Source organism: Modestobacter sp. DSM 44400, assembly GCF_900107175.1.
In the GTDB taxonomy this organism is placed as follows: domain Bacteria; phylum Actinomycetota; class Actinomycetes; order Mycobacteriales; family Geodermatophilaceae; genus Modestobacter.
The window spans coordinates 1-20,064 of the sequence record NZ_FNOZ01000043.1 but is presented as its reverse complement, the minus strand read 5'-3'; the positions used below and the strand labels follow the sequence as shown (position 1 = coordinate 20,064).

Genomic DNA, 20,064 nt, shown 5'->3' with positions numbered 1-20,064 from the left:
ATGTCGGACATTGACACTGTCGGCGACTTCTGCCTACCTTGCAGGCATGGCAGCAGCTATCCGCGGGGCCGGTGCGTGACCGTGCCGTCGACTGCAGGGATGCCGACCCAGGCCCCCCCTCTGCAGGGCGTGAGGGTCGTGGACCTGTCGACGTCCTACGCCGGTCCGACCGCGTCGATGTACCTCGCCGACCTCGGCGCGGACGTCATCAAGGTCGAGCGGCCCGGCAGTGGGGACGACGCCCGCCACTGGGGCCCTCCGTTCGTCGACGGCGTGTCCGCCTGGTTCGCCTCGGCCAACCGGAACAAGCGCAGCATCGTCCTGGATCTGCGCTCGGACGGGGGCCTGCGGGTCCTGCGTCGCCTGATCGGCGACGCCGACGTCTTCATCGAGAACCTCAATCCCGCCAAGCTCGAGAAGCTGGGGATCTCCCCGGCCGAAGCCATGGCGCGGCATCCCCGGCTGGTCTTCTGTGCGATGTCCGGACTCGGTTTGACCGGACCGGACTCTCACCTGCCCGGCTACGACCTCGTCGCGCAGGCGCGGTCGGGGCTCATGTCGGTGACCGGCGCGGCCGGCGGGTCTCCCCAGCGCGTCTCGACCGCGCTCTCCGACATCGTCACGGGCATGTCCGCGGCCCTCGCGGTCTGCGCCGCCCTCGTCCGTCAGCAGGCCACCGGCTTTGGGGACCTCATCGATGTGTCGCTGCTGGATTCGGACCTGGCGCTGATGGCGCCGCGCCTGGCGTCGTTCCTGGCCGGCGAGCCGGAGCCGGCGCCGTCCGGCGGTACCGATTCGGTGCTCGCCGTCTATCAGGCGTTCTCCACCGCCGACCGGGACATTGTCATCGCCGTGGGCAACGACGTCATCTGGCAGCGGCTCTGTGCCGCTCTCGACCTTCCCGCGCTGGCCGCCGATGACCGTCTCCGGGACAACTCGGGTCGCCGCGCACACCGCCGTGAGCTGGTCGCGACGCTCTCGGCGGTCCTGGCCCGCGGCACCGCGGCGCACTGGCTCGGCCTCCTGGAGCGGGCCGGGGTGCCGGCGTCGCTGGTGCAGAGCCTGTCCGAGGTGAGCGCTGACCCTCAGGTGTTGGCTCGCGGCGCGGTCCTGCCCGTTCCGGGGCAGGGTGGCGCGCTGAACAGCATCCGCAGTCCCTTCCGGCTCGGCTCCCTGCCCGAGCCCCGCAACGGGCGGTTCCCCGATCTCGGCGAACACACCGCCGAGATCCTCACCGAGCACGGCTTCGGTGCCGCCGACGTCGAGCAGCTCCTCGAGTCGGGGGCGGTCGAGGCTCCGCGCGTCGGTGCGGGGCCGGTGTCGCGGTGAACGACGAGGTGGTGGTCGTCGAGCGGAACGGGCCGATCGCGACGGTGCGCATCAACCGGCCCGAGGTGCACAACGCGCTGAATCGGCGGGTGCTGACCGACCTGGACCGCGCCCTGGCCACGCTGGCGGCCGAGGACGTGCGCGCGATCGTGCTCACGGGTACCGGCACTCGCGCCTTCAGCGCTGGAGCCGACCTCGACGAGCTGTCCGGGCTGTCCTCCGAGCAGGCGTACACCGTCCTGAGCGCCGGACAGGAGGTGGTCGCCCGGATCGAGCGTTCGCCCGTGCCCGTCATCGCCGCAGTGAACGGCCTGGCGCTCGGCGGCGGCTTCGAAGTGGTGCTCGCCTGCACGTTCGCCGTCCTCGCGGACGGCGCCCAGTTGGGGCTGCCGGAGACCGGCCTGGGCCTGCTGCCCGGTTACGGGGGCAGCCAGCGACTTTTCCGTCGGGTGGGTCGGCCCGTCGCGGCGTTCACCATCCTGACCGGGGAGCGCATCCCGGCCGACCGCGCGTACGCCCTCGGTCTGACCCCGACGGCGCCGGTTCCGGTCGAGCAGGTCGTGGACGCCGCCCGCGACCTGGCCCTGCGCATCGCTGCCCGCGGCCCGCGGGCGGTACGGGCGGTCCTGCTCGCGCTGCGCCACGGGGCGGACGTGCCACTCGATGCCGGGCTGGCCTTCGAGAGCGCGCTGGCCGGGCTGGTCACCGGCGGCGAGGAGGCCGCCGAGGGGATCGCGGCGTTCCGGGCGCGCCGATCGCCGGCGTTCGACGCGACCCGCCCGGACGCGCAGCACGACGGGACGGGGAAGGACACTTGAGCAGCCCGGGCGCCGGCACCGCCGGCATCTCCGAGCCGCTGGCCATGGATACCGATCCGGCGGCCTACCTGGCGATGCACGCCGCGCTCGACGAGGAGGTGGCCGATGCCCTCCTCGACGACCGGGAGCGTGCGGTGCGGACGCGCACCCGCGAGGTCGTCGCCGAGCACGTCGCCCCCGGCGCGGCCGCTCGGGACCGCGACCGTGTCTTCGCCCACGACAGCTACCAGGCGCTGGCCCGCGCGGGGCTCGGCGGTCTGCTGGTGCCCGAGGAGTACGGCGGCACCGACGGCAGCACGGTGGCCTACGCCGCGGCCATGGAGGAGATCACCGCGGGGTGCCCCGCCACCAGCCTCGTCTACATGACCCAGATGCACGCGGCCTACCCGATCCTGCGCTCGGGGAGCGCGGACCTGGCCCGTGCGTACCTCCCCGGCCTGGTGGACGGGAGCCGGTACGGCTCCCTGGGCGTCACCGAGCCGGGCGCCGGCAGCGACGCCTCCTCCCTGCGCACCCTCGCGGTCCCGGAACCGGGCGCGGATGCCGCCCCGGCCGGGTACACGCTCAGCGGCTCCAAGACCTTCATCACCACCGGCGACATGGCGGACGTGATCATCTGCTTCGCCACGCTCGACCCGGCGGCCGGCCGCCGGGGCATCACCGCGTTCGTGGTCGACGGGGATGCCCCGGGTCTGACCCGCAGTGCCCCGTTCTCGAAGATGGGCATGCACGGCTCCAGCACCGCCGAGCTCTTCTTCGACCGGACGCCGGTCCCCGCCTCGCACCGCCTCGGCGGTGAGGGGGAGGGATGGGCGATCGTGGTGAGCTCGGTGACCAAGTCCCGGATCAGTGCCGCGGCTCAGGGCATCGGTCTCGCCCGCGGCGCCTACGCTCACGCGCTCGCCGCCCTGCACCGCATCCACGGATCGACGCTCCCGGCCGACGTGGCCTTCGCGCTGGCCGACCAGCGCGGCCGGATCCTCTCCGGGCGGCTGATGCTGCTCACGGTGGCCCACGAGGTGGACCGCTCCGGCGGTGCGACCGGCGGAGCCATCGGGCTGATGAAGCAGACCTGCACCGACATCGGTTGGCAGGTGGCGGTGGCCGCGACGAGGGTGCTCGGCCGGTTCGGCGACCTCGCCGTCCTCGGTGCAGAGCGTTACCTGCGCGACGCCAAGGTGACCCAGATCTACGACGGGACCAACGACGTGCAACGACTGCTGGTCGCCCGCGACACCGCGGGCAGACTGAAGGACGTGCTCCGGTGAACGGCACGCAGACCCTGGACGGGAAGACCGCGATCGTCACCGGCGCCGGACGGGGTCTCGGCCGTGCGATGGCGCTCGCGCTGGCCGACGCCGGGGCCTCCGTCGCCCTGGCCGCCCGCAGCAAGAACCAACTGGAAGCGGTCGCCGTCGAGGTCGAGCACCGCGGGCGGCGGGCGATCGTCGTGCCGACCGATGTGACCGACGCCGATGCGGTGCAGGACCTCGTGGACACGACCGTCGCCGGGCTCGGCGGCCTGGACATCCTGGTCAACAATTCCGGGGTCATCGACAGCAGGTCGCTGCTGGAGCAGGACCCCACGGAGTGGGACCGGGTCATCGCCACCAACGTCCGCGGCACCTACCTGGCCACGCGCGCGGCCGGAGCGCACCTGGTGCCGCAGGGCTCGGGCAAGATCATCAATATCGCCTCGAACTTCGCGTTCCAAGGCGTGGTCAACCACGCGGCCTACTGCGCGTCCAAGGCCGCCATCGTGGCCTTCACCCGCTCGATGGCGGTGGAGTGGGCGCGCTTCGGCATCCAGGTGAACGCCCTGGCCCCCGGCTACTTCGCGACCGACATGAACGCCGAGCTGCGGGCCGACCCGGAGGCGCTGGCCAAGGTGCTGCGCGCCGTCCCCGCCCGCCGCATGGGGAAGGCGGAGGAGCTGTCGCCCTGGCTGGTGCTGCTGGCCGGTCCGGCCTCGGACTTCATGACCGGTCAGACGATCGTCGTGGACGGCGGTCAGACGGCCCGATGACGGTCCTCCCGCAGTTCTTCGCCCCGACCGGACCTACGAGGAAGAGGAGCCGATGACTTCGAACAAGCTCACCGTCGCCGTTCTCGGCGCCGGGACCATGGGCGCCGGGATCGCGCTCGTGGCCGCCCGAGGAGGCCACCGCACGCTCCTGCGCGACGTCAGCGACGAGACCGTCCAGCGCGGGCTGGACACCGTGGCGAGTTTCCTGCGCCGGAGCCAGTCGCTGGGCAAGCTCACGCAGGAGCAGGCCGACGCCGCGATCGCCAACCTCTCGGGCACCACCGACCTGCAGGACGTCGCCCCGGCCGACGTCGTCATCGAGGCGGTGTTCGAAGACCTCGAGCTGAAGAAGTCCCTCCTCGCCGAGCTCGACGACGTCGTGTCGCGCGACACGCTGTTCCACACGAACACCTCGACGCTGTCGGTGACCTCGATCGCGTCGGGTTCGCGCCACCCCGAGCGGGTCGTGGGCACCCACTACTGCAACCCGGCCCAGCTGATGAAGCTGGTCGAGGTCGCCGAGGGCCGGCACACGGCCGCGGAGGCGACCAGGCGGTCGCTGGAGTTCCTGGACAGCGTCGGCAAGACCACGGTCATCACCAAGGACCGCCCCGGCTTCATCCTCAACCGGTTCCTGATCCCGTGGGAGAACAACTGCATCCGGGCCCTCGAGGCCGGGCTGGGCACGGTGGAGTCGATCGACCGCGCGGTGGTCGGGGCCCTGCGCCACCCGATGGGACCGTTCCAGCTCCTGGACGTCGTGGGCCTGGACGTGCACAAGGCGGTCTCGATGCGCCTCTACGAGCAGCTTCGCGAGCCGCGCTTCGCCCCGCCGCCGCTGGTCGACCGGATGATCGCCGCCGGGGACCTGGGCCGGAAGACCGGGCGCGGTTTTTACACCTACGACAGCACCAGGTCCTTCGGCGCCTGAGCCGGCCGACCACGAGAGGAGTAGGAGCATGCGGAGTTTCCAGCGGGTCGCCGTTCTGGGTTTCGGCACGATGGGCAGCGGGATAGCCCAGGTCGTTGCCGCGTCCGGCCGCGACGTCGTCGTCCTCGAGACCGACCAGGAACGCCTGGGCCATGGCTCGTCCGCGGTACAGGACTTCCTCGACGACGGGGTCCGCCGCGGGAAGGCCACCGAGGCCGACCGCGACGAGACCCTGGCCCGGATCACCGGTACCACGGTCGTCGTGGACCTGGCCGGTGTGGACCTCGTCATCGAGGCGGTCAGCGAGCGGCAGGACATCAAGGTGGAGCTGCTGGGCCGGGTCGCCGAAGTGGTCGGTGAGGAGACCGTCCTCGCGACCAACACCTCGGCGCTCTCGGTCACCGACCTCGCCGGGCACCTGGCCCGACCCGAGCGCATGGCGGGGTTGCACTTCTTCAACCCCGCCCCGGTCATGGCGCTGGTCGAGGTCGTGCGCGCGTTGCAGACCGACGGCGACGTGGTGACGGACCTGGTCGCCTTCGTCGAGGCGATCGGCAAGTCCCCGGTCGAGGTCAAGGACCGGCCCGGCTTCCTGGTGAACCGGCTGCTGATGCCCTACCTCAACGACGTGGTGCAGGAGTACGACAACGAGCTGGCCAGCGCCGAGGACATCGACGTGGCCATCCAGCTCGGCCTCGGTTACAAGCTCGGACCGCTGGCGCTGCTGGACCTGATCGGCATCGACGTCCACCGGCACGCCACCGAGGCCGCGTACGAGACCACGCTGGACCCACAATTCGCGCCCCCGCCGCTGCTCTCCCAGATGGTGGCGGCCGGTTACCTGGGCAACAAGAGCGGCCGCGGCTTCCGGGTCGGAACCGAGCATGGAGAGGTTCGATGAGCGACTACACCGACATCCTGACCGAGACGTCTGGACCCGTCCTGACGCTGACGATCAACCGGCCCGAGGCCGGCAACAAGCTGCGCGCACAGACGCTGCTCGAGCTCAAGGACGCCCTCCAGCGTTTCCGTGTCGACCCCGCGCTGCGGGCGGCCGTGCTCACCGGGGCGGGGGACAAGTTCTTCTGCATCGGCGGCGAGCACGACGAGATCTCGTCGTTGGACTACTCGCAGGTGCTGCCGATCATCGACGTGTACGAGGCGATCGACACGATCGCCAAGCCGGTGATCGCGGCCGTCAACGGCTTCGCGGTCGGTGGCGGGAACGTGCTGCACAACGTGTGCGACCTGACCATCGCCTCGGAGAACGCGGTCTTCCGGCAGGTCGGCCCGATGGTGGGCAGCTTCGACGCGGGCTACGGCACCTGGTACCTCGAGGACTCGATCGGCCGCAAGCGGGCCAAGGAGATGTGGTATCTCAACCGCAAGTACTCGGCTCAGGAGGCCCTCCAGCGGGGGCTGGTCAACGAGGTCGTCCCGGCCGGCGAGGCGGTCGGGCGTGCCCAGGAGGTGGCCGCCGAGATCGCCACCCGCAGCCCGATGGCGATCGCCGGGCTGAAGGGCGCCTTCTCCGCCCGGCACAACGGCGTGATGGGCCAGGCGCGGATGGCGCACGACCAGCAGCTGACGCTCTACCTGGCGACCAAGGAGGCGCACGAGGTCGGCGACGCCTTCGGCGCCAAGCGGACGCCGGACGCCGAGAAGTACTGGTCGTGAACCGGAGCTGGTGGGGCCCGAGCGCCGACGCCGACCAGCGGGCGGTGCTCGACCTGGTCGACGACCTGGCCGCGAGCCATCTCGCCCGGGTCGGCGACGACCGGCCCGACGACGTCGACGCGGCCCGCCGGGCGCTGGCCGAGCACGGACTCTGGACACTGGGCGCCGACGAGGCCGGGGGCGGCGGCGGGGCCGACCTCGCCACGACGCTGGTCGCGCTGGCCAGGCTGGCGGGCACCTGGCCGGCGCTGGCCTGGGGGTCGGTGCAGGCACACGCCGCGGCGCTGGTGCTCGCCGAGGCCGGCGCCGGCTCGGCGGTGCTCGCGCGGTTGCACCAGGGCGCCCCGGTCGCGGTCTGCGCGGTGGACGCCGCCGAGGGCGACGCCGTGGCGCTGGCCGACGGTCGGATCACCGGCGTCCTCGACCGCATCGACCCGGCCGGCCGCGCGCCGCACGTGGTGCTGCTGCTGGACCGGGAGACCGCGGTCGTCGTGCCGCCGGAGGACGTGACCTTCGGGCCGGAGGTCCGCCGTACCGGGCTGGATGGCGCCCTGACCGTCGGCTGTCGGCTGGACGCGGCGGTGCCGCCGGAGTCGATCGTCCGCGGGCCGCAGGTCGCCGAGGCCCGGACGCTGCTGGACGTCGGCGCGGCCGCCCTGGCCGCCGGCATCGCCGAGGCCGCGGCGTGGGCCGCCCTCTCCTACAGCGCCTCCCGCATCCAGTTCGGGGCCCCGCTGACCGAGCTCCCGACGGTCCGCAGCTCGCTGCTGAGCCAGTCCGCTGCGGCCCGCGCACTCCTCACGACGGCGATCGGAACGGGGCTCGACCAGCCGGACGTCGCCCTGGCTGCGCTCGCTCCGGCCTTCGACCTGGCCATCGACGTGGCGGCGGCTTCGCTCCTGTCGCACGGCGGCTACGGCTACATGGCCGAGTACCTCGTCGAGGGGCTGCTGCGCGACCTGGTGTCGCTGCGCGCGGCCTGCCGCGCGACCGAGGCGGCGCGCTCCGCGGCCCGGGTACTCGTGGGCCAGAGCAGCTGATGACCGGCGAGTACGGCCGCCCGGCCCCGCCGCTGGCCGGGATCAAGGTGCTGGACTTCTCCAGCCTGCTGCCCGGCCCGCTGGCCACGCTGCTGCTCGCCGAGGCCGGCGCGGACGTGCTCCAGGTGGAGCGCCCGCCGCGGGGGGACGAGATGCGCAGCTACCAGCCACGCCTGGGCGACAGCAGCGCGAACTACGCACTGCTCAACCGCGGAAAGCGCAGCGCGGCGGTCGACCTCAAGGATCCGGCCACCGTCGAGCGGCTGCTGAGCCTCGCCGCCGAGGTCGACGTCGTCGTCGAGCAGTTCCGGCCCGGGGTGATGGACCGGCTGGGCCTGGGCTACGCGGCCTTCCGGGCGGTCAACCCGGGGATCGTCCATTGCTCCATCACCGGCTTCGGGGAGGTCGGCCCCGCCGCCGGCCGTGCCGGGCACGACCTCAACTACCTCGCCGAGTCGGGGCTGCTCGGCACCGTCGTCGACGACCGAGGGAACCCCCACCTGCCGCCGACCGTGATCGCGGACATCGCCGGTGGCACCTACCCGGCGGTCCTGAACATCCTGCTGGCGCTCATCCGCCGCAAGGCCACCGGGGATGGCTGTCACCTGGACATCGGCATGACACCGAACCTGAGCACGCTCGCCTACGGGTACCTCGCCACCCACGTGGGCAGCGGGGCCTGGCCGGTGCCGGGCCGCGACCTGCTCACCGGCGGCAGCCCGCGGTACCAGATCTACCGCACGTCCGACGGACGGCATGTGGCGGCCGCTCCGCTGGAGGACCGGTTCTGGGCCCGCTTCTGCGCGCTCGTCGAGCTGCCGGACGAGCTGCACGCCGATCGCGGCCGGGAGGCCGAGGTCATCGCCGCCATCACCGAGCGCATCGCCGCCCGTCCGGCCGAGCACTGGCGTGGTCTGTTCGAGGGGGAGGACGTGTGCTGCTGCATCGTCGCGACCCTGGAGGAGGCAGCCCACACGCAGGCCCTGCGCACCGAATCGGCACACCGCGTGACCGGGGACGGATTCGACGTCGGCGCGCTCCCCGTGCCGGTCGTCGATGTGCTGCGCTGCGAGCCCGCCGGCCGACCGTATCCCCGCGTCCGCACCGGCCCGGAGGCGCTCACCTTCGGTCAGGACGTCGCACCCACCAGGAGCTCCGCATGAGAGCAGCGCTCGTCGAGCGCTTCGGTCCGCCGCAGGGCCTGGTCATCGGAGAGGTTCCCGACCCGGTCGCCGGCCACGGCGAGATCCTCATCGAGGTCGCGGCCGCCGGCGTCAACTTCCCCGACGTCCTCGTCGTGGCCGGCACCTACCAGATCCTCCCCGCGCGGCCGTTCAGCCCGGGCAAGGAGGTGGCCGGCACGGTTTGCGCCGTCGGCGCAGGGGTCCACCGGATCACGGTCGGCGACCGGGTCCTCGCCCAGCTTGAGCACGGCGGCTACGCCGAGCTCGCCGTCGTGGCCGAGTCGCAGGTCGTGGGCCTGCCCGACGGCGTGCCGTTCCCGGAGGCCGCGGCTCTCGGCCTGGCCGCGATCACCGCCCACTTCGCGTTGGTGCGCCGGGCGCACCTGCGCCCTGGAGAGACCGTTCTCGTCACCGGCGCCGGCGGGGGCGTCGGCTCCGCGGGGGTGCAGATCGCCAAGGCGCTGGGCGCCACCGTGGTCGCCGTTGCCCGGGACGAGCAGCGGGCCGCCCTGGCCACGGAGCAGGGGGCCGACCACGTCCTCCTCGCCGGCCCGTCGATGCGCGAGGAGGTCATGGCCCTCACCGACGGCCGTGGCGCCAACGTCGTCCTCGAGTCGGTGGGGGGCGACGTCTTCGCCTCGGCGCTGCGCTGCACCGCCTGGGAGGGCCGGCTGGTGGTCATCGGCTTCGCCTCGGGCGAGCTGCCGACGCTCAAGGCGGGGCACGTGCTCGTCAAGAACCTCGCCGTTCTGGGCATCCAGGTCAGCGACTACCGCGACCGCGAGCCCGACTCGGTCCGGACGGTCATCGAGGAGCTGCTCGGCCTCTTCGTCCAGGGGCGGCTGACCGTGCCGATCGACCGCGCGTTCCCCCTCGAGGAGGCCGGCAGCGCGCTGGCGGCGGTCGAGGCAGGCGGCCTCCGGGGCCGGGTGGTGCTCACCTGCCGACCGGTCGCTCCAGTGGCCCAGACCCCGGTGGGCTGACCCGATGCCGGACCACACCCCGTCCCTCGAGGAGGACCTTCCGTGACCGATCAGCTGACCAGCGCACTCCAGGCGCCCCCTCCGGCGACGCATCCGGGCATCCGGGCCGACAGCCGGCTCACCCCCGAACTCGTGCGCGAGTACGAGAGCACCGGCGCGTGGCGGCCCACGCCGCTGCGATCGCTCCTGTCCATCGCGGCGGCGGAGCATCCCGGCCGCGTCGCGGCGATCGACCGGACGAGCGGTGTGCCGAACTCCCGTCGGTTCACGTACGCGGAGCTGGACGAGCAGGCCCACCGGTACGCGTGCGGCCTGCACGCGCTCGGTGTCCGGGCCGGTGACTTCGTCGCGGTGATGCTTCCGAACCAGGCCGACTTCGCGGCGCTGATCTTCGCCATCAACGAGCTCGGCGCCGTCTACAGCGGCATTCCCGTGGCCTATGGCGAGCGCGAGATCCAGGTCATTCTCCGGCGCACCGGTGCCCGCGTCGTCGTGGTGGCCAAGGCGTTCGGAAGCAACAACCCGCTGCGGCTCGTCCAGGGCCTCCGCGCCGGGCTGCCCTCGCTCCAGCACGTCGTGGTGGCCGGCAGCTCGACCGGGGAGGAAACGACGGCCCTGGAGTCCCTGCTCGATGCGCCGGAGGTGGAGCTGCCCGAGGTCGATGCGCGGGGCCTGTGCCACGTGGGCTTCACCTCCGGTACGACAGGAGAGCCGAAGGGCGTGCTGAACACCCACCAGACGCTCCAGGCTGTGCTGGAGAACTGGGTCGCGCACATGGGCCGGGACGCGCTCGCAGAACCCCTGGTCAACCTCGTCGCCTCGCCGGTCGGCCATCACACCGGGTTCCTGTGGGGCGTCCTGCTCACCACCTACCTGCGGGGCACCGCGGTGTACCTGGACCGGTGGGTGCCCGAGCAGGCGACGCGCGTCATCCGGGAGGAGGAGATCACGACCATGTTCTCGGCCCCGACCTTCCTTCAGGATCTGGTGCTGACCGGCATCGGCCAGGACGACGGGTGCTCCCTGCGGACGGTGGTCCTGGCCGGCGCACCCGTGCCCCGCACGCTGCCGACGGTCGCCGGGACGATGTTCGACTGCTACGTCTGCCCGGCCTGGGGGATGACCGAGCTCGGCATCGGCATCTCCTGCGCGCCGCACCTGCCGGCAGCAACTCAGGCGACCGACGGCGTGCCCGTACCGGGCACCGAGGTCAGCATCGTCGGAGCGGACGGGGAGGAGGTGCCCAACGGAGTCATCGGAGCACTGGGTATCCGGGGTGCCGGCCTGTTTCTGGGCTATCTCGACCTTCCCGAGGCCACGGCCGAGGCGATCGACGGGAACGGGTGGTTCGCGACCGGTGACACCGCGCGGCGGACCGAGGAGGGCTACGTGCTCCTCGAAGGCCGGACGAAGGACATCGTGATCCGCGGCGGGGAGAACATCCCGGTCACCGTGGTGGAGAGCCTGCTCTTCCAGCACCCGGACATCGTCGAGGCGTCGGTGATCGGATTACCCGACGCCCGCCTCGGCGAGCGGGCCTGCGCGGTGGTGGTGCCCAGCGGCGTCGCCGCTCCGACGCTGGAGGAGGTGTGCGGCTACCTGCTCGGACAGGGCCTGTCGAAGCACTTTCTGCCCGAGCGCCTGGAGGTCGTCGACGAGCTGCCCAAGACCCCGAGCGGCAAGATCCGCAAGGTGGAGCTCCGCGGACGGTACGCAGGCTCATGAGCACCCTGCTCGTGGGCCTGGACCACACCGAGGTCGCCCGCTCCTTCGAAGCGACCGGCACGACATCGCCGCGCAGTACCGGCGGGGCCGATGACCAGCAGGAAGATCCCCGAACCGACACCGAGGAGAGCCCGTGAGCGACAACGCGCAGGACTACATCGACGACATGGCCCGGACGCGCGGCTATGTCCTGGATTACCACAAGAAGATGGCCAAGCACGACTTCCCGGTCCTGCAGGCGGCCAACGGCCTGGTGTCCGCGGCCTATCTGGACCAGCGGTCGTTGGACCGCAGGACCAAGGAACTGATCTTCATCGTCAGTCTCACGGTGATGCGCGCGTCCAAGGGGCACATCCAGAGCCACATCCGGGTGGCGCTGGACCTCGGTGTCTCGGCCCAGGAAATCCTGGAGGCCATCGAGATCTCGCTGCCGGAGGCCGGGGTCGTCGCGTTCCAGACCGGGTTCGACGCTTGGGTCGAGGTGGTCGGGGCTGAGGGTCTCGAGCCGACCGTCGAGGTGCACGAGGGTGGCAGCGGCGGCGGTTCCTGACCAGGCGCGGGCGGAGACGAGGGCGCATGGACGTCCCGCGGGGAACCGGAACGGCCGGGGACGACGTGTACGAGGTGATCGTGGTCAGACACGGCACCCGGTCGACGAGTCGCAGCGATGTCTTCCTCAACTACGGGCAGTACGGCGAGCCGGACGCTGCCTTCACCGTCGACTACTACCTGTGGATCCTGCGCAACAGCCGCACGACGGTCCTGATTGACACGGGATTCGCCCGGGGGCCGGCGGAGGCCCGTGGACGGACGGTCCTGGTGGAGCCGGCCGAGGCCTACCGCCGGCTGGGGGTGGACACCACCGCCCCGCACCCGATCGTGGTCACGCATGCGCACTACGACCACATCGGCAACGTCGGCCTGTTCCCCCGCTCGCCGGTGGTGATCAGCGGCGCGGAGATGGACTTCTGGACCTCTCCGATGGCGACCAGGACCCTGATCGCCCACTTCGCCGAGTCCGATGAGGTGGCGGAGCTGGTCGGTGTCGAGGCGGAGGGCCGGCTGCGGCGGTTCAGCGGCTCTGTCGAGGTGGCGCCCGGCGTCGTCGTGACGGAGGTCGGCGGGCACACCCCGGGCCAGTGCATGGTCACCGTCCCCACGACCGCCGGTGTCGTGCTGCTGACCTCCGATGCGGTGCACTTCACCGAGGAGCTGGAACGCGACATGCCGTTCATCTCGGTCACCGACCTGCCGGCCATGTACCGGGGTCTGCAGTCGGTACGCGACCTGCTCGCCGCCGGCGCGGTCGACCACATCCTCACCGGCCACGATGCCGGGGTACTCGACCGGCTGGAGCCCTACAGCCCCGAGCTGGCAGGCGTGGCCGGGATCATCGGAAGGCTGGACCCATGACCGACCGGGAGTGGCTCGCCAATTGGGCGGAGGCGGTCAACGCCGACGCGGAGAACGCCCACATCGGCCGGTGGTCGGCCTTCGTCGTCCGGCTGCAGGACGACGCCGGGGGAGAGGAGACCGTGCGGTACGAGCACGGCACGGTGGTCCTGGGGCCCGCCGAGGACGGGAGCCCCGCCGAGGACGCCGAGGACGACGTGATCACGCTGCGGGGTCGGCGCAGCGCCTGGCGCGAGCTCGTCGATCCGCACGCCGCCCCGCGGCGGCACGACCTGCTCGCTCTCACCAAGGCAGCGGACGGCATCGAGATCGTCGCCGGCCGGAACCACCTGATCCGGCACCTGCGGGTGCTGACCCGACTGGTCGAGCTCGGGAGGGCACGTGGCTAGGGGAACCGTCGAAGACGTCGTCGGCCGGTACGTGCACGTCTCCTCGGGGGGCGTCGACCACCGCGTCTACTTCGAGGAGGCCGGCTCGGGCCCGGTGCTCCTGGCCCTGCACACGGCCGGCTCCGACAGTCGGCAGTTCCGGCACCTGCTCGCCGATGCCGAGGTCACCGCCCGGCACCGGGTGGTCGCCTTCGATCTGCCCTGGCACGGTCGCTCGTTGCCGCCGGACGGCTGGTGGGCCGAGGAGTACCGGCTGACGACGGAGCGGTACGTGGCGATGGTCGAGGATTTCTGCGACGCGCTGGGCATCGAGCGGCCGATCGTCCTCGGCTGCTCGATGGCCGGCTCCCTGGTCATCGAGCTGGCGCGCCGCTCCCCGCAGCGCTGGGCCGGGGTGATCGGGCTGTCCGGCGCGCTGCACGTGGAGGGCCGCTTCCAGGACTGGCCGCTGTACCCGGATGTGAACGCGCAGCAGGTCGTCGCATCCTGGACGGGGAGCCTGATGTCGCCGCACAGCCCGGAGTCCTCCCGCCGGGAGGTCTGGTGGACCTACAGCCAGGGTGGTCCGGGGGTGTACCGCGGTGACACGTACTTCTACTCCGAGGACCTGGATCTGCGCGACGTGGCGGGGACGATCGACACGGCGCGGTGCCCGGTCCACCTCTTCACCGGCGAGTACGACCACGCCTGCAGCCCGGAGGACACCGCGGCGGCGATCGCGGCCATCCCCGGAGCACGGGGTGGCACGATGCCGGGGATCGGGCACTTTCCGATGGCGGAGAACTACCCGCTCTTCCGCACGCACCTGCTGCCGGTGCTCGACGAGCTGCGGTCTGCGGAGGGCGACAGATGAGCCCCGCAGCCGTTCCGGTGACCGGCATCGACAACCACTGCCACGTCTTCACCGACGAGGCCGTCCCCACCACCCCGTTGGTGGGTGGGGCTGCCTACGAGCCGCCCCAGGTCGACGTCGACGACCACGCGGTGCACCTGGCCGCCGTGGGCTGCGACCGGGGCGTCCTGGTTCAGCCGAGCGCCTACGGCGACGACCACCGGTGCCTCCTGGCCGCGCTGCGGCGCCGTCCCGACCACCTGCGCGGGGTGGCGTGCGTCCCGGTGGGCACAGCCGGCGAGGAGCTCGCGGCCATGCACGCCGCCGGCGTGCGTGGCACCCGCATCCAGGACGGCTTCCCCGGCGGGGTGCCGGTGGAGGCCATCGTCGAAGTGGGCGAGATGGTGGCTCCCTTGGGCTGGCATGTGGAGGTCTGGAGCGACCTGCGCCGGCACGCCGACTGGCTCGGCGACGCCATCCGGCGCTGCCCGGTCCCGGTCGTCCTCGATCATCTGGGCCATCTGCCCTCCGACGTCGGCGTGGAGGACCCAGCCATGCAGCTGATCCTCGAACTCCTCGCCGACGACCAGGTCTGGGTGACGTTGTCGGGTGTGGAACGGCTGCTGCCGGCCGGGCCCGGCACCGATCCGGCCGACGTCGCCGGGACGTGGCGGCGGCACGTCGACGCGATCGACGCCCGCGTCCGTGCTCTGGTCGAGTGCCGCCCGCAGAACCTGCTGTGGGGCAGCGACTGGCCGCACGTGGGCCTGCGGCTGCCGGCCCCCGACGGTGCCGAGGTGCGGTCACGGCTGGACCGCTGGATCCCCGACCCCGCCGTCCGGCAGCGCGTCCTCGTGGACAACGCAGTGCGCCGCTACGGGTTCGCGGTGGGGGAGGAGCCGGCCCCTTGAACTGGGACGACACGAGCTCCGGCACACCCGTCGCGAGCCTCCTGGTAGCCAGCGGCGCCGACGTCAAAGCGGTCCAGCGGATGCGTGGGCACGCCTCCGCCGCGATGACCCTGGACGTCTACTCCGGGCTCTTCGACGACGACCTGGGTGGGCTCGCCGATCGCAGTGGAAGGCGGTCAGCAGGTAGGTGTTGGCCAAGTCCCGGCCGCGGGTGCTCGCCGTGCCGCGCTGGGCGGCGGTGACCACCTTCTCGGCGAGCACCATGGGGAGCGGGTAGCCCAGCAGCTCGATCTGGCCGCCCAGCGGTATCCCCACCTCCGTTTGCGCGGCCCGAGGCACGGGATCGCGCTCAGCCGAACGACGCTGGATCCGTTCGCGGGTCGTTTCAGCGTGCTACGGGGCCGGTGCTGAGTCGCACCATCAGCTCCGATGCCAGCGGCGTCGGACGGCGATCGGCGTCTGCCCTGCCGTCCATGATGTCTATGAGCATGCGCAGTGCACTGGTGGCCGCGGCCGCTGCCGGCGCCCGTACCGTGGTCAGCGGCGGCTGGGTCATCGGGGCCAGCCAGATGTCGTCGAACCCGATGACGCTGATGTCGTTGCCGACGCGTAGACCGCGCTCGGTGAGACGCTGCATGAGTCCCAGCGCGATCAGGTCGTTGTACGCGATGGCTGCCGTCGCGCCGCTGGCGATCAGCAGGTCGCCGGCTCGGATTCCTCCGGTGAAGACGGCCTCGAAGGGGCCCAGTTGGGTCAACTGCAGACCGAATCGTTGTGTGGCAGCCAGGACCGCAGCCCGGCGGGCACGGTTGGAAAAGGTGGTCGCGGGACCCGACAGGTAGGCGATGTGGCGGTGTCCGAGCGCCGCGAGATGTTCGACCGCCTGGGTCATCCCGTCGGTGGAGGGGATGACGACCGCGGGCACACCGGGGATATCGCGGTTGATCACGACGACCGGAAGCCGCCCGGTGAGGTCCAGGATTGCGGCCTCGGACATGCGCGGGGAGAAGAGGAGCAGCCCGTCGGCCTGTTGGGCCATCGTCTGGGCCAGCGCGTGTTCGTCCTCGTCGTGCTCGTCGGTGTCGGCAGTGAACACGGTGAGGTCGTGCCGGCGGGCATTGCGCTGGACGGTCTTGATGACCGGCCCGAAGTACGGGTTGGCGATGTCGGGTACGAACAACCCGATGCTGCCGGTGCGACCAATCGCGAGGGACCGCGCGATTCTGTTGGGCGTGAAGGCGAGCTCATGGGCTGTGGCCAGCACCCGTCCGCGGGTCTCCGCCCGGACGGACTCCGGGCGCGAGAACGCCCGGGACACGGTGGACTTCGAGACGCCGGCCTTCGCGGCGACGTCAGCCAGGGTCGTCATTGCCGATTCTCGCTTCATGTCAGGAGTCACTCTGAGACCGGTTGCAGGTGGCTGTCAAGCTGCGCACACGTCCGGGTGTCCACACGTTGGGTTGCGCTTTGGTTGCGGCCACGGCGGGCGTACTTGACACGAACCTGCAACCGGTCCCAGAGTGACGCAGGGCATAGCCGGTTGGGTCCCCGACCGCGGTGGCTGTTGTGGGAAAGGCCGTCGGCCTCCCGTCGGCAGCCGTCGGAATCCCGTCCCGAACGCCATCACGTCGCAGCGTGATCTCACGAGATGAGACTGAGAATGAGACGAACGACCACTCCCCACCGCCGGCTGGCCGGCGCGCTCGTCCTCGGGGCAGCCCTGCTGGCGACCGGGTGCAGTGCACCCGGCGCCTCCAGCTCCGACAGTGCGGATGGCACGAAGGCGGGCCCGATCAACTTCGCGGTGATCGACGCACAGAGCGGTCAGTTCAGCTCACTGGGCCACTGGGAGCACAACGGCGTGCAGCTGGCGGTGGACGAGCAGAACGCGGACGGCGGTGTGTGCGGTCGCAAGCTGACGCTGACCCAGTTCGACGACCAGGGCGACCCCACCACCGGCACGACCCTGGCGCAGAAGGTGGCCACCGGCGACTTCACCGCCGTGTTCGGGAGTGCCAACAGCGGCGTGAGTCTCGCGATGATCCCCATCCTCGGGCAGGCGCAGCTCCCGGAGATGACGTCGGGCCAGTCACCCAAGCTGGAGGCGACCGGCAGCCCCTTCATGTTCCTGAACTCGCCCACCAGCACCACCTTCGACACCACGCTGGCGAAGTACGCGGTCAGCACCAAGGGCTTCTCGCAGATCGCGATGATCACCAACAACGGGGCGTACGGCTCTGGGGAGCACGATGCCTTCCTCGCCGCCCTGAAGGACCTCGGCGTCGCGCCGGTGGCCGACGAGGTGGTCACTCCGGATCAGAAGGACTTCAGCGCCGCGCTGACGTCGATCCGGCAGCAGAACCCCGACGCCCTGTTCATCGGCGCAGAGGAGGTGGAGTCCGGTCTGATCGCCAAGTAGGCCAGGCAGCTCGGAATCAACGCCACCATCATCGGCGGGGCCCCCATCGGGACACAGCAGTACATCGACACCGCCGGCCAGGACATCGTCGAGGGCTCCATCGTCAGCTCGCCGTATCTGTCCAACGACGCCACCGACGAGACCCAGACCTTCGCGGACGCCTACCAGAAGGCGTTCGGCGAGGTGCCTGAGGCACACGGCGCGAAAGCGTACGACGGGGCCAACATCATCATCGCGGCGCTGGAGAACAGCGACTGCGCCACCGGCCAGAAGCTGGCCGACGCCATTCGCGACGTGAAGATGTCCGGCCTGCAGGGTGACTTCTCCTACAACGAGAACGGCATCGGCCTGAGCTCGACGCAGATCGGCATCGTCCAGGGCGGCAAGGTCGTCCCGGCTGACAGCTGACGACCAGCGGCCGGCGGCGGTGTGCCGCCGGCCGCCAGTCCGGCCTGCGGGCCACCACCATGTCGCTGGGCACAGCCGACCGGGTTCGACAAGGAGCACACATGCAGGTCTTCCTGCAGACAGTCATCGGGGGCCTGAGTTTCGGGGCCATCTACGCGCTGGTTGCCATGGGTTTCTCGATCGTCTACCGCACCATGGGGCTGGTCAACTTCGCGCACGGCGGCGTCGTCATGGTCGGTGCCTACATCGCCTCGACCTTCTTCCTCACCGTGTCCCTGCCCTTCTGGCTGGCGATGGTGGTCGCCCTCGTGGTGACCGCGGCCATCGGACTGGTCATCGAGGGGGTGCTGCGACCGCTGGAGACCAAGGACGTCGATCTCATGCTGATCGGGACCATCGGTTTCGGCATCGTGCTGGAGGCGCTGGTCATCCTCATCTGGGGAGCCACCGGCCGGGCCGTCCCCACACCGGTCTTCCCGCATCCGGTGACCGTCGGCGGGATCGTCGTACGGCCCTACGACCTGGTGATCATCGCTGTCACGGCGGTCGCCGCCGCGGCCATGTGGTACTTCCTCCGCGCCACCAAGGCCGGCGCTGCCATGCAGGCAGTGGCCATGGACCACGAGGCGGCGACGGCGGTCGGCATCCGGGTCGGCCGCAGCAATGCCATGGCCTTCGCGATCGGAGCCGCCCTCGCTGCCCTCGCCGGCGGGATGGCCGGACCGGTGCTCTACGTGAGCCCGGCCCTCAGCGGCGTGATCGGGATCAAGGGCTTCGCCGCAGCGATCCTCGGCGGCTTCGGCAACATTCCCGGCGCGATCCTCGGCGGAGTGCTGTTCGGACTGATCGACGCCTTCGCAGCCGGGTGGTTTCAGGGCTACGCGAACGTCGTGGTCTACCTGGTCTTTGCCGTCATCGTGGTGGTCCGCCCGCAGGGCATCTTCGGAGAGCAGACGGTGAGTCGAGCATGAAACGACTGTCCTGGTCCGGCGCGGCCGTCCTGGCCGCCGTCCTCGCGCTCGCCATTCCGTACATGGTCAACGGCTACCTCATCTACGTGATCGACATCGCGATCATCTTCATGCTGCTGGCCCTGGGCCTGTGCCTGTCCCTGGGCATCGCCGGCCAGATCAACCTGGCGCAGGTGGCGTTCTTCGGGGTCGGGGCCTATCTCTCGGCGATCCTCACGGTGCATGCGGGGATGAACTTCTGGTCGGCCGCGGTACTGGCCGTCGCCGGAACGGTCGTCGCCAGCCTGGTGATCGGCATCCCGGCGCTGCGCGTGCAGTCCCACTACCTCGGCATCGTCACGCTGGGACTGGCCCTGGCCTTCACGGCACTGGTCGGCAATCTCCCGATCACCGGGCAGGCGGAGGGGCTGCTGGGCCTCCCGGTCCCGCCGTTGCCGGGGATCGACCTGTCCAGCTACTTCCTGTACTACTACCTCGAGCTCGTCGTGTTGTTGTTCGCTGTGCCGTTCGCGTACTTCGTGGTCTACACGCGCTTCGGCCGGCGGCTGCGCGCGATGCGGGACGACAACCTGGCCGCGGCCTCCACGGGCGTCCAGGTGCCGGTGGCCCGGATGCTGTCCTTCGCGCTGGCTGGGCTCTTCGGTGGCCTGGCCGGGGTGCTGTATGCGGGGCTGGTCCGCTACGTCAGCCCGGCGTCGTTCAACATCGACGCGATGTTCTTGGTCCTGGCCATGGTCATCATCGGGGGGCGGTTCAGCCTCACCGGTGTGCTGGTCGGCGTGGTGGTCCTCACCGCGGTGCGCGAGGAGCTGGTCGACTACGCGTCCTACGCACAGCTCGTGTACGGCTCGCTGATCGTGCTCATGGTGGTGTTCGCACCCACCGGGCTCGCGGGCGCGCCACAGCGGATCGGCGGGCTGCTCCGCCGGCGGACGACGGCCGCCGCGGGCGGGACAGGCCCGTTCCTCCCCTCGGGCACGGGCGCGAAGACCGCGGCGCACGATGGCC

21 protein-coding genes and 1 pseudogene are annotated in these 20,064 nt (G+C 71.3%); 20 read left to right on the top strand and 2 right to left on the bottom strand.

The features are described 5' to 3' along the window. Positions 1 to 129: 129 nt before the first annotated feature. The 17 genes from BLW04_RS19855 to BLW04_RS19780 are packed head-to-tail and all read left to right on the top strand — an operon-like array spanning position 130 to position 15,258. Positions 130 to 1,329, top strand: coding sequence for a CaiB/BaiF CoA transferase family protein (locus BLW04_RS19855; RefSeq protein ID WP_217631137.1), 1,200 nt, complete (start codon positions 130 to 132; stop codon positions 1,327 to 1,329). Further along, positions 1,326 to 2,147 carry an enoyl-CoA hydratase/isomerase family protein gene (locus BLW04_RS19850; RefSeq protein WP_091546308.1) on the top strand — a complete coding sequence of 274 codons (822 nt, stop codon included), beginning with the start codon at positions 1,326 to 1,328 and terminating at the stop codon, positions 2,145 to 2,147. The genes BLW04_RS19855 and BLW04_RS19850 overlap by 4 nt, the downstream gene beginning before the upstream one ends. Next, positions 2,144 to 3,415: an acyl-CoA dehydrogenase family protein gene (locus tag BLW04_RS19845; protein WP_217631136.1), complete on the top strand. Its 1,272-nt coding sequence runs from the start codon at positions 2,144 to 2,146 to the stop codon at positions 3,413 to 3,415. Before BLW04_RS19850 ends, BLW04_RS19845 begins: the two co-directional genes overlap by 4 nt. After that, the gene (locus BLW04_RS19840) at positions 3,412 to 4,173 is read left to right on the top strand and encodes an SDR family NAD(P)-dependent oxidoreductase (protein ID WP_091546301.1); all 762 of its coding nucleotides are present in this window, start codon (positions 3,412 to 3,414) and stop codon (positions 4,171 to 4,173) included. Before BLW04_RS19845 ends, BLW04_RS19840 begins: the two co-directional genes overlap by 4 nt. A 52-nt stretch (positions 4,174 to 4,225) precedes the next feature. Further along, positions 4,226 to 5,104 (top strand): 3-hydroxyacyl-CoA dehydrogenase family protein, encoded by an 879-nt coding sequence (locus BLW04_RS19835; protein ID WP_091546298.1) that lies wholly within the window; start codon positions 4,226 to 4,228, stop codon positions 5,102 to 5,104. Positions 5,105 to 5,132: 28 nt separating this feature from the next. Then, a complete protein-coding gene (locus BLW04_RS19830) occupies positions 5,133 to 6,005 on the top strand; it encodes a 3-hydroxyacyl-CoA dehydrogenase family protein (RefSeq protein ID WP_091546293.1) in 873 nt (290 codons plus the stop codon). After that, the gene (locus tag BLW04_RS19825; RefSeq protein ID WP_091546291.1) at positions 6,002 to 6,781 is read left to right on the top strand and encodes an enoyl-CoA hydratase-related protein; all 780 of its coding nucleotides are present in this window, start codon (positions 6,002 to 6,004) and stop codon (positions 6,779 to 6,781) included. The genes BLW04_RS19830 and BLW04_RS19825 overlap by 4 nt, the downstream gene beginning before the upstream one ends. Then, on the top strand, positions 6,778 to 7,821 hold the full coding sequence (locus BLW04_RS19820; protein ID WP_091546282.1) for an acyl-CoA dehydrogenase family protein: 1,044 nt from the start codon (positions 6,778 to 6,780) through the stop codon (positions 7,819 to 7,821). Before BLW04_RS19825 ends, BLW04_RS19820 begins: the two co-directional genes overlap by 4 nt. After that, on the top strand, positions 7,821 to 8,984 hold the full coding sequence (locus BLW04_RS19815) for a CaiB/BaiF CoA transferase family protein (protein WP_091546277.1): 1,164 nt from the start codon (positions 7,821 to 7,823) through the stop codon (positions 8,982 to 8,984). Before BLW04_RS19820 ends, BLW04_RS19815 begins: the two co-directional genes overlap by 1 nt. Then, positions 8,981 to 9,988: an NADPH:quinone oxidoreductase family protein gene (locus BLW04_RS19810; RefSeq protein ID WP_091546275.1), complete on the top strand. Its 1,008-nt coding sequence runs from the start codon at positions 8,981 to 8,983 to the stop codon at positions 9,986 to 9,988. The genes BLW04_RS19815 and BLW04_RS19810 overlap by 4 nt, the downstream gene beginning before the upstream one ends. 42 nt (positions 9,989 to 10,030) lie before the next feature. Next, positions 10,031 to 11,713, top strand: coding sequence for an AMP-binding protein (locus tag BLW04_RS19805; RefSeq protein ID WP_091546272.1), 1,683 nt, complete (start codon positions 10,031 to 10,033; stop codon positions 11,711 to 11,713). Next, positions 11,710 to 11,850, top strand: a complete 141-nt coding sequence (locus BLW04_RS26960; RefSeq protein WP_175484157.1) for a hypothetical protein — start codon at positions 11,710 to 11,712, stop codon at positions 11,848 to 11,850. The genes BLW04_RS19805 and BLW04_RS26960 overlap by 4 nt, the downstream gene beginning before the upstream one ends. Continuing rightward, positions 11,847 to 12,263: a carboxymuconolactone decarboxylase family protein gene (locus BLW04_RS19800; protein ID WP_217631135.1), complete on the top strand. Its 417-nt coding sequence runs from the start codon at positions 11,847 to 11,849 to the stop codon at positions 12,261 to 12,263. The genes BLW04_RS26960 and BLW04_RS19800 overlap by 4 nt, the downstream gene beginning before the upstream one ends. A gap of 26 nt (positions 12,264 to 12,289) precedes the next feature. Continuing rightward, positions 12,290 to 13,126, top strand: coding sequence for an N-acyl homoserine lactonase family protein (locus BLW04_RS19795; protein ID WP_091546269.1), 837 nt, complete (start codon positions 12,290 to 12,292; stop codon positions 13,124 to 13,126). Continuing rightward, on the top strand, positions 13,123 to 13,515 hold the full coding sequence (locus tag BLW04_RS19790) for a hypothetical protein (protein ID WP_091546267.1): 393 nt from the start codon (positions 13,123 to 13,125) through the stop codon (positions 13,513 to 13,515). Before BLW04_RS19795 ends, BLW04_RS19790 begins: the two co-directional genes overlap by 4 nt. Then, positions 13,508 to 14,368, top strand: coding sequence for an alpha/beta fold hydrolase (locus tag BLW04_RS19785; protein ID WP_217631134.1), 861 nt, complete (start codon positions 13,508 to 13,510; stop codon positions 14,366 to 14,368). Before BLW04_RS19790 ends, BLW04_RS19785 begins: the two co-directional genes overlap by 8 nt. Beyond that, a complete protein-coding gene (locus tag BLW04_RS19780) occupies positions 14,365 to 15,258 on the top strand; it encodes an amidohydrolase family protein (protein WP_091546264.1) in 894 nt (297 codons plus the stop codon). The genes BLW04_RS19785 and BLW04_RS19780 overlap by 4 nt, the downstream gene beginning before the upstream one ends. A 63-nt stretch (positions 15,259 to 15,321) precedes the next feature. Here the strand turns inward: BLW04_RS19780 and BLW04_RS29785 are convergent, their stop codons facing one another. Then, positions 15,322 to 15,573, bottom strand: a complete 252-nt coding sequence (locus BLW04_RS29785) for a nucleotidyl transferase AbiEii/AbiGii toxin family protein (protein WP_371327807.1) — start codon at positions 15,571 to 15,573, stop codon at positions 15,322 to 15,324. Between the two features lie 70 nt (positions 15,574 to 15,643). Continuing rightward, positions 15,644 to 16,627 (bottom strand): LacI family DNA-binding transcriptional regulator, encoded by a 984-nt coding sequence (locus tag BLW04_RS19770; RefSeq protein ID WP_091546257.1) that lies wholly within the window; start codon positions 16,625 to 16,627, stop codon positions 15,644 to 15,646. 279 nt (positions 16,628 to 16,906) lie between these two features. Here BLW04_RS19770 and BLW04_RS19765 point away from each other — a divergent pair. The 3 genes and pseudogenes from BLW04_RS19765 to BLW04_RS19750 form a co-directional block, all read left to right on the top strand. Continuing rightward, a pseudogene (locus BLW04_RS19765) lies at positions 16,907 to 18,085 on the top strand (ABC transporter substrate-binding protein). Positions 18,086 to 18,186: 101 nt separating this feature from the next. Then, the gene (locus BLW04_RS19755; protein ID WP_175484155.1) at positions 18,187 to 19,056 is read left to right on the top strand and encodes a branched-chain amino acid ABC transporter permease; all 870 of its coding nucleotides are present in this window, start codon (positions 18,187 to 18,189) and stop codon (positions 19,054 to 19,056) included. Beyond that, positions 19,053 to 20,064, top strand: a 1,012-nt coding sequence (locus tag BLW04_RS19750; RefSeq protein WP_091546244.1) for a branched-chain amino acid ABC transporter permease, incomplete at its 3' end; no start/stop codon positions are given. The genes BLW04_RS19755 and BLW04_RS19750, both read left to right, overlap by 4 nt.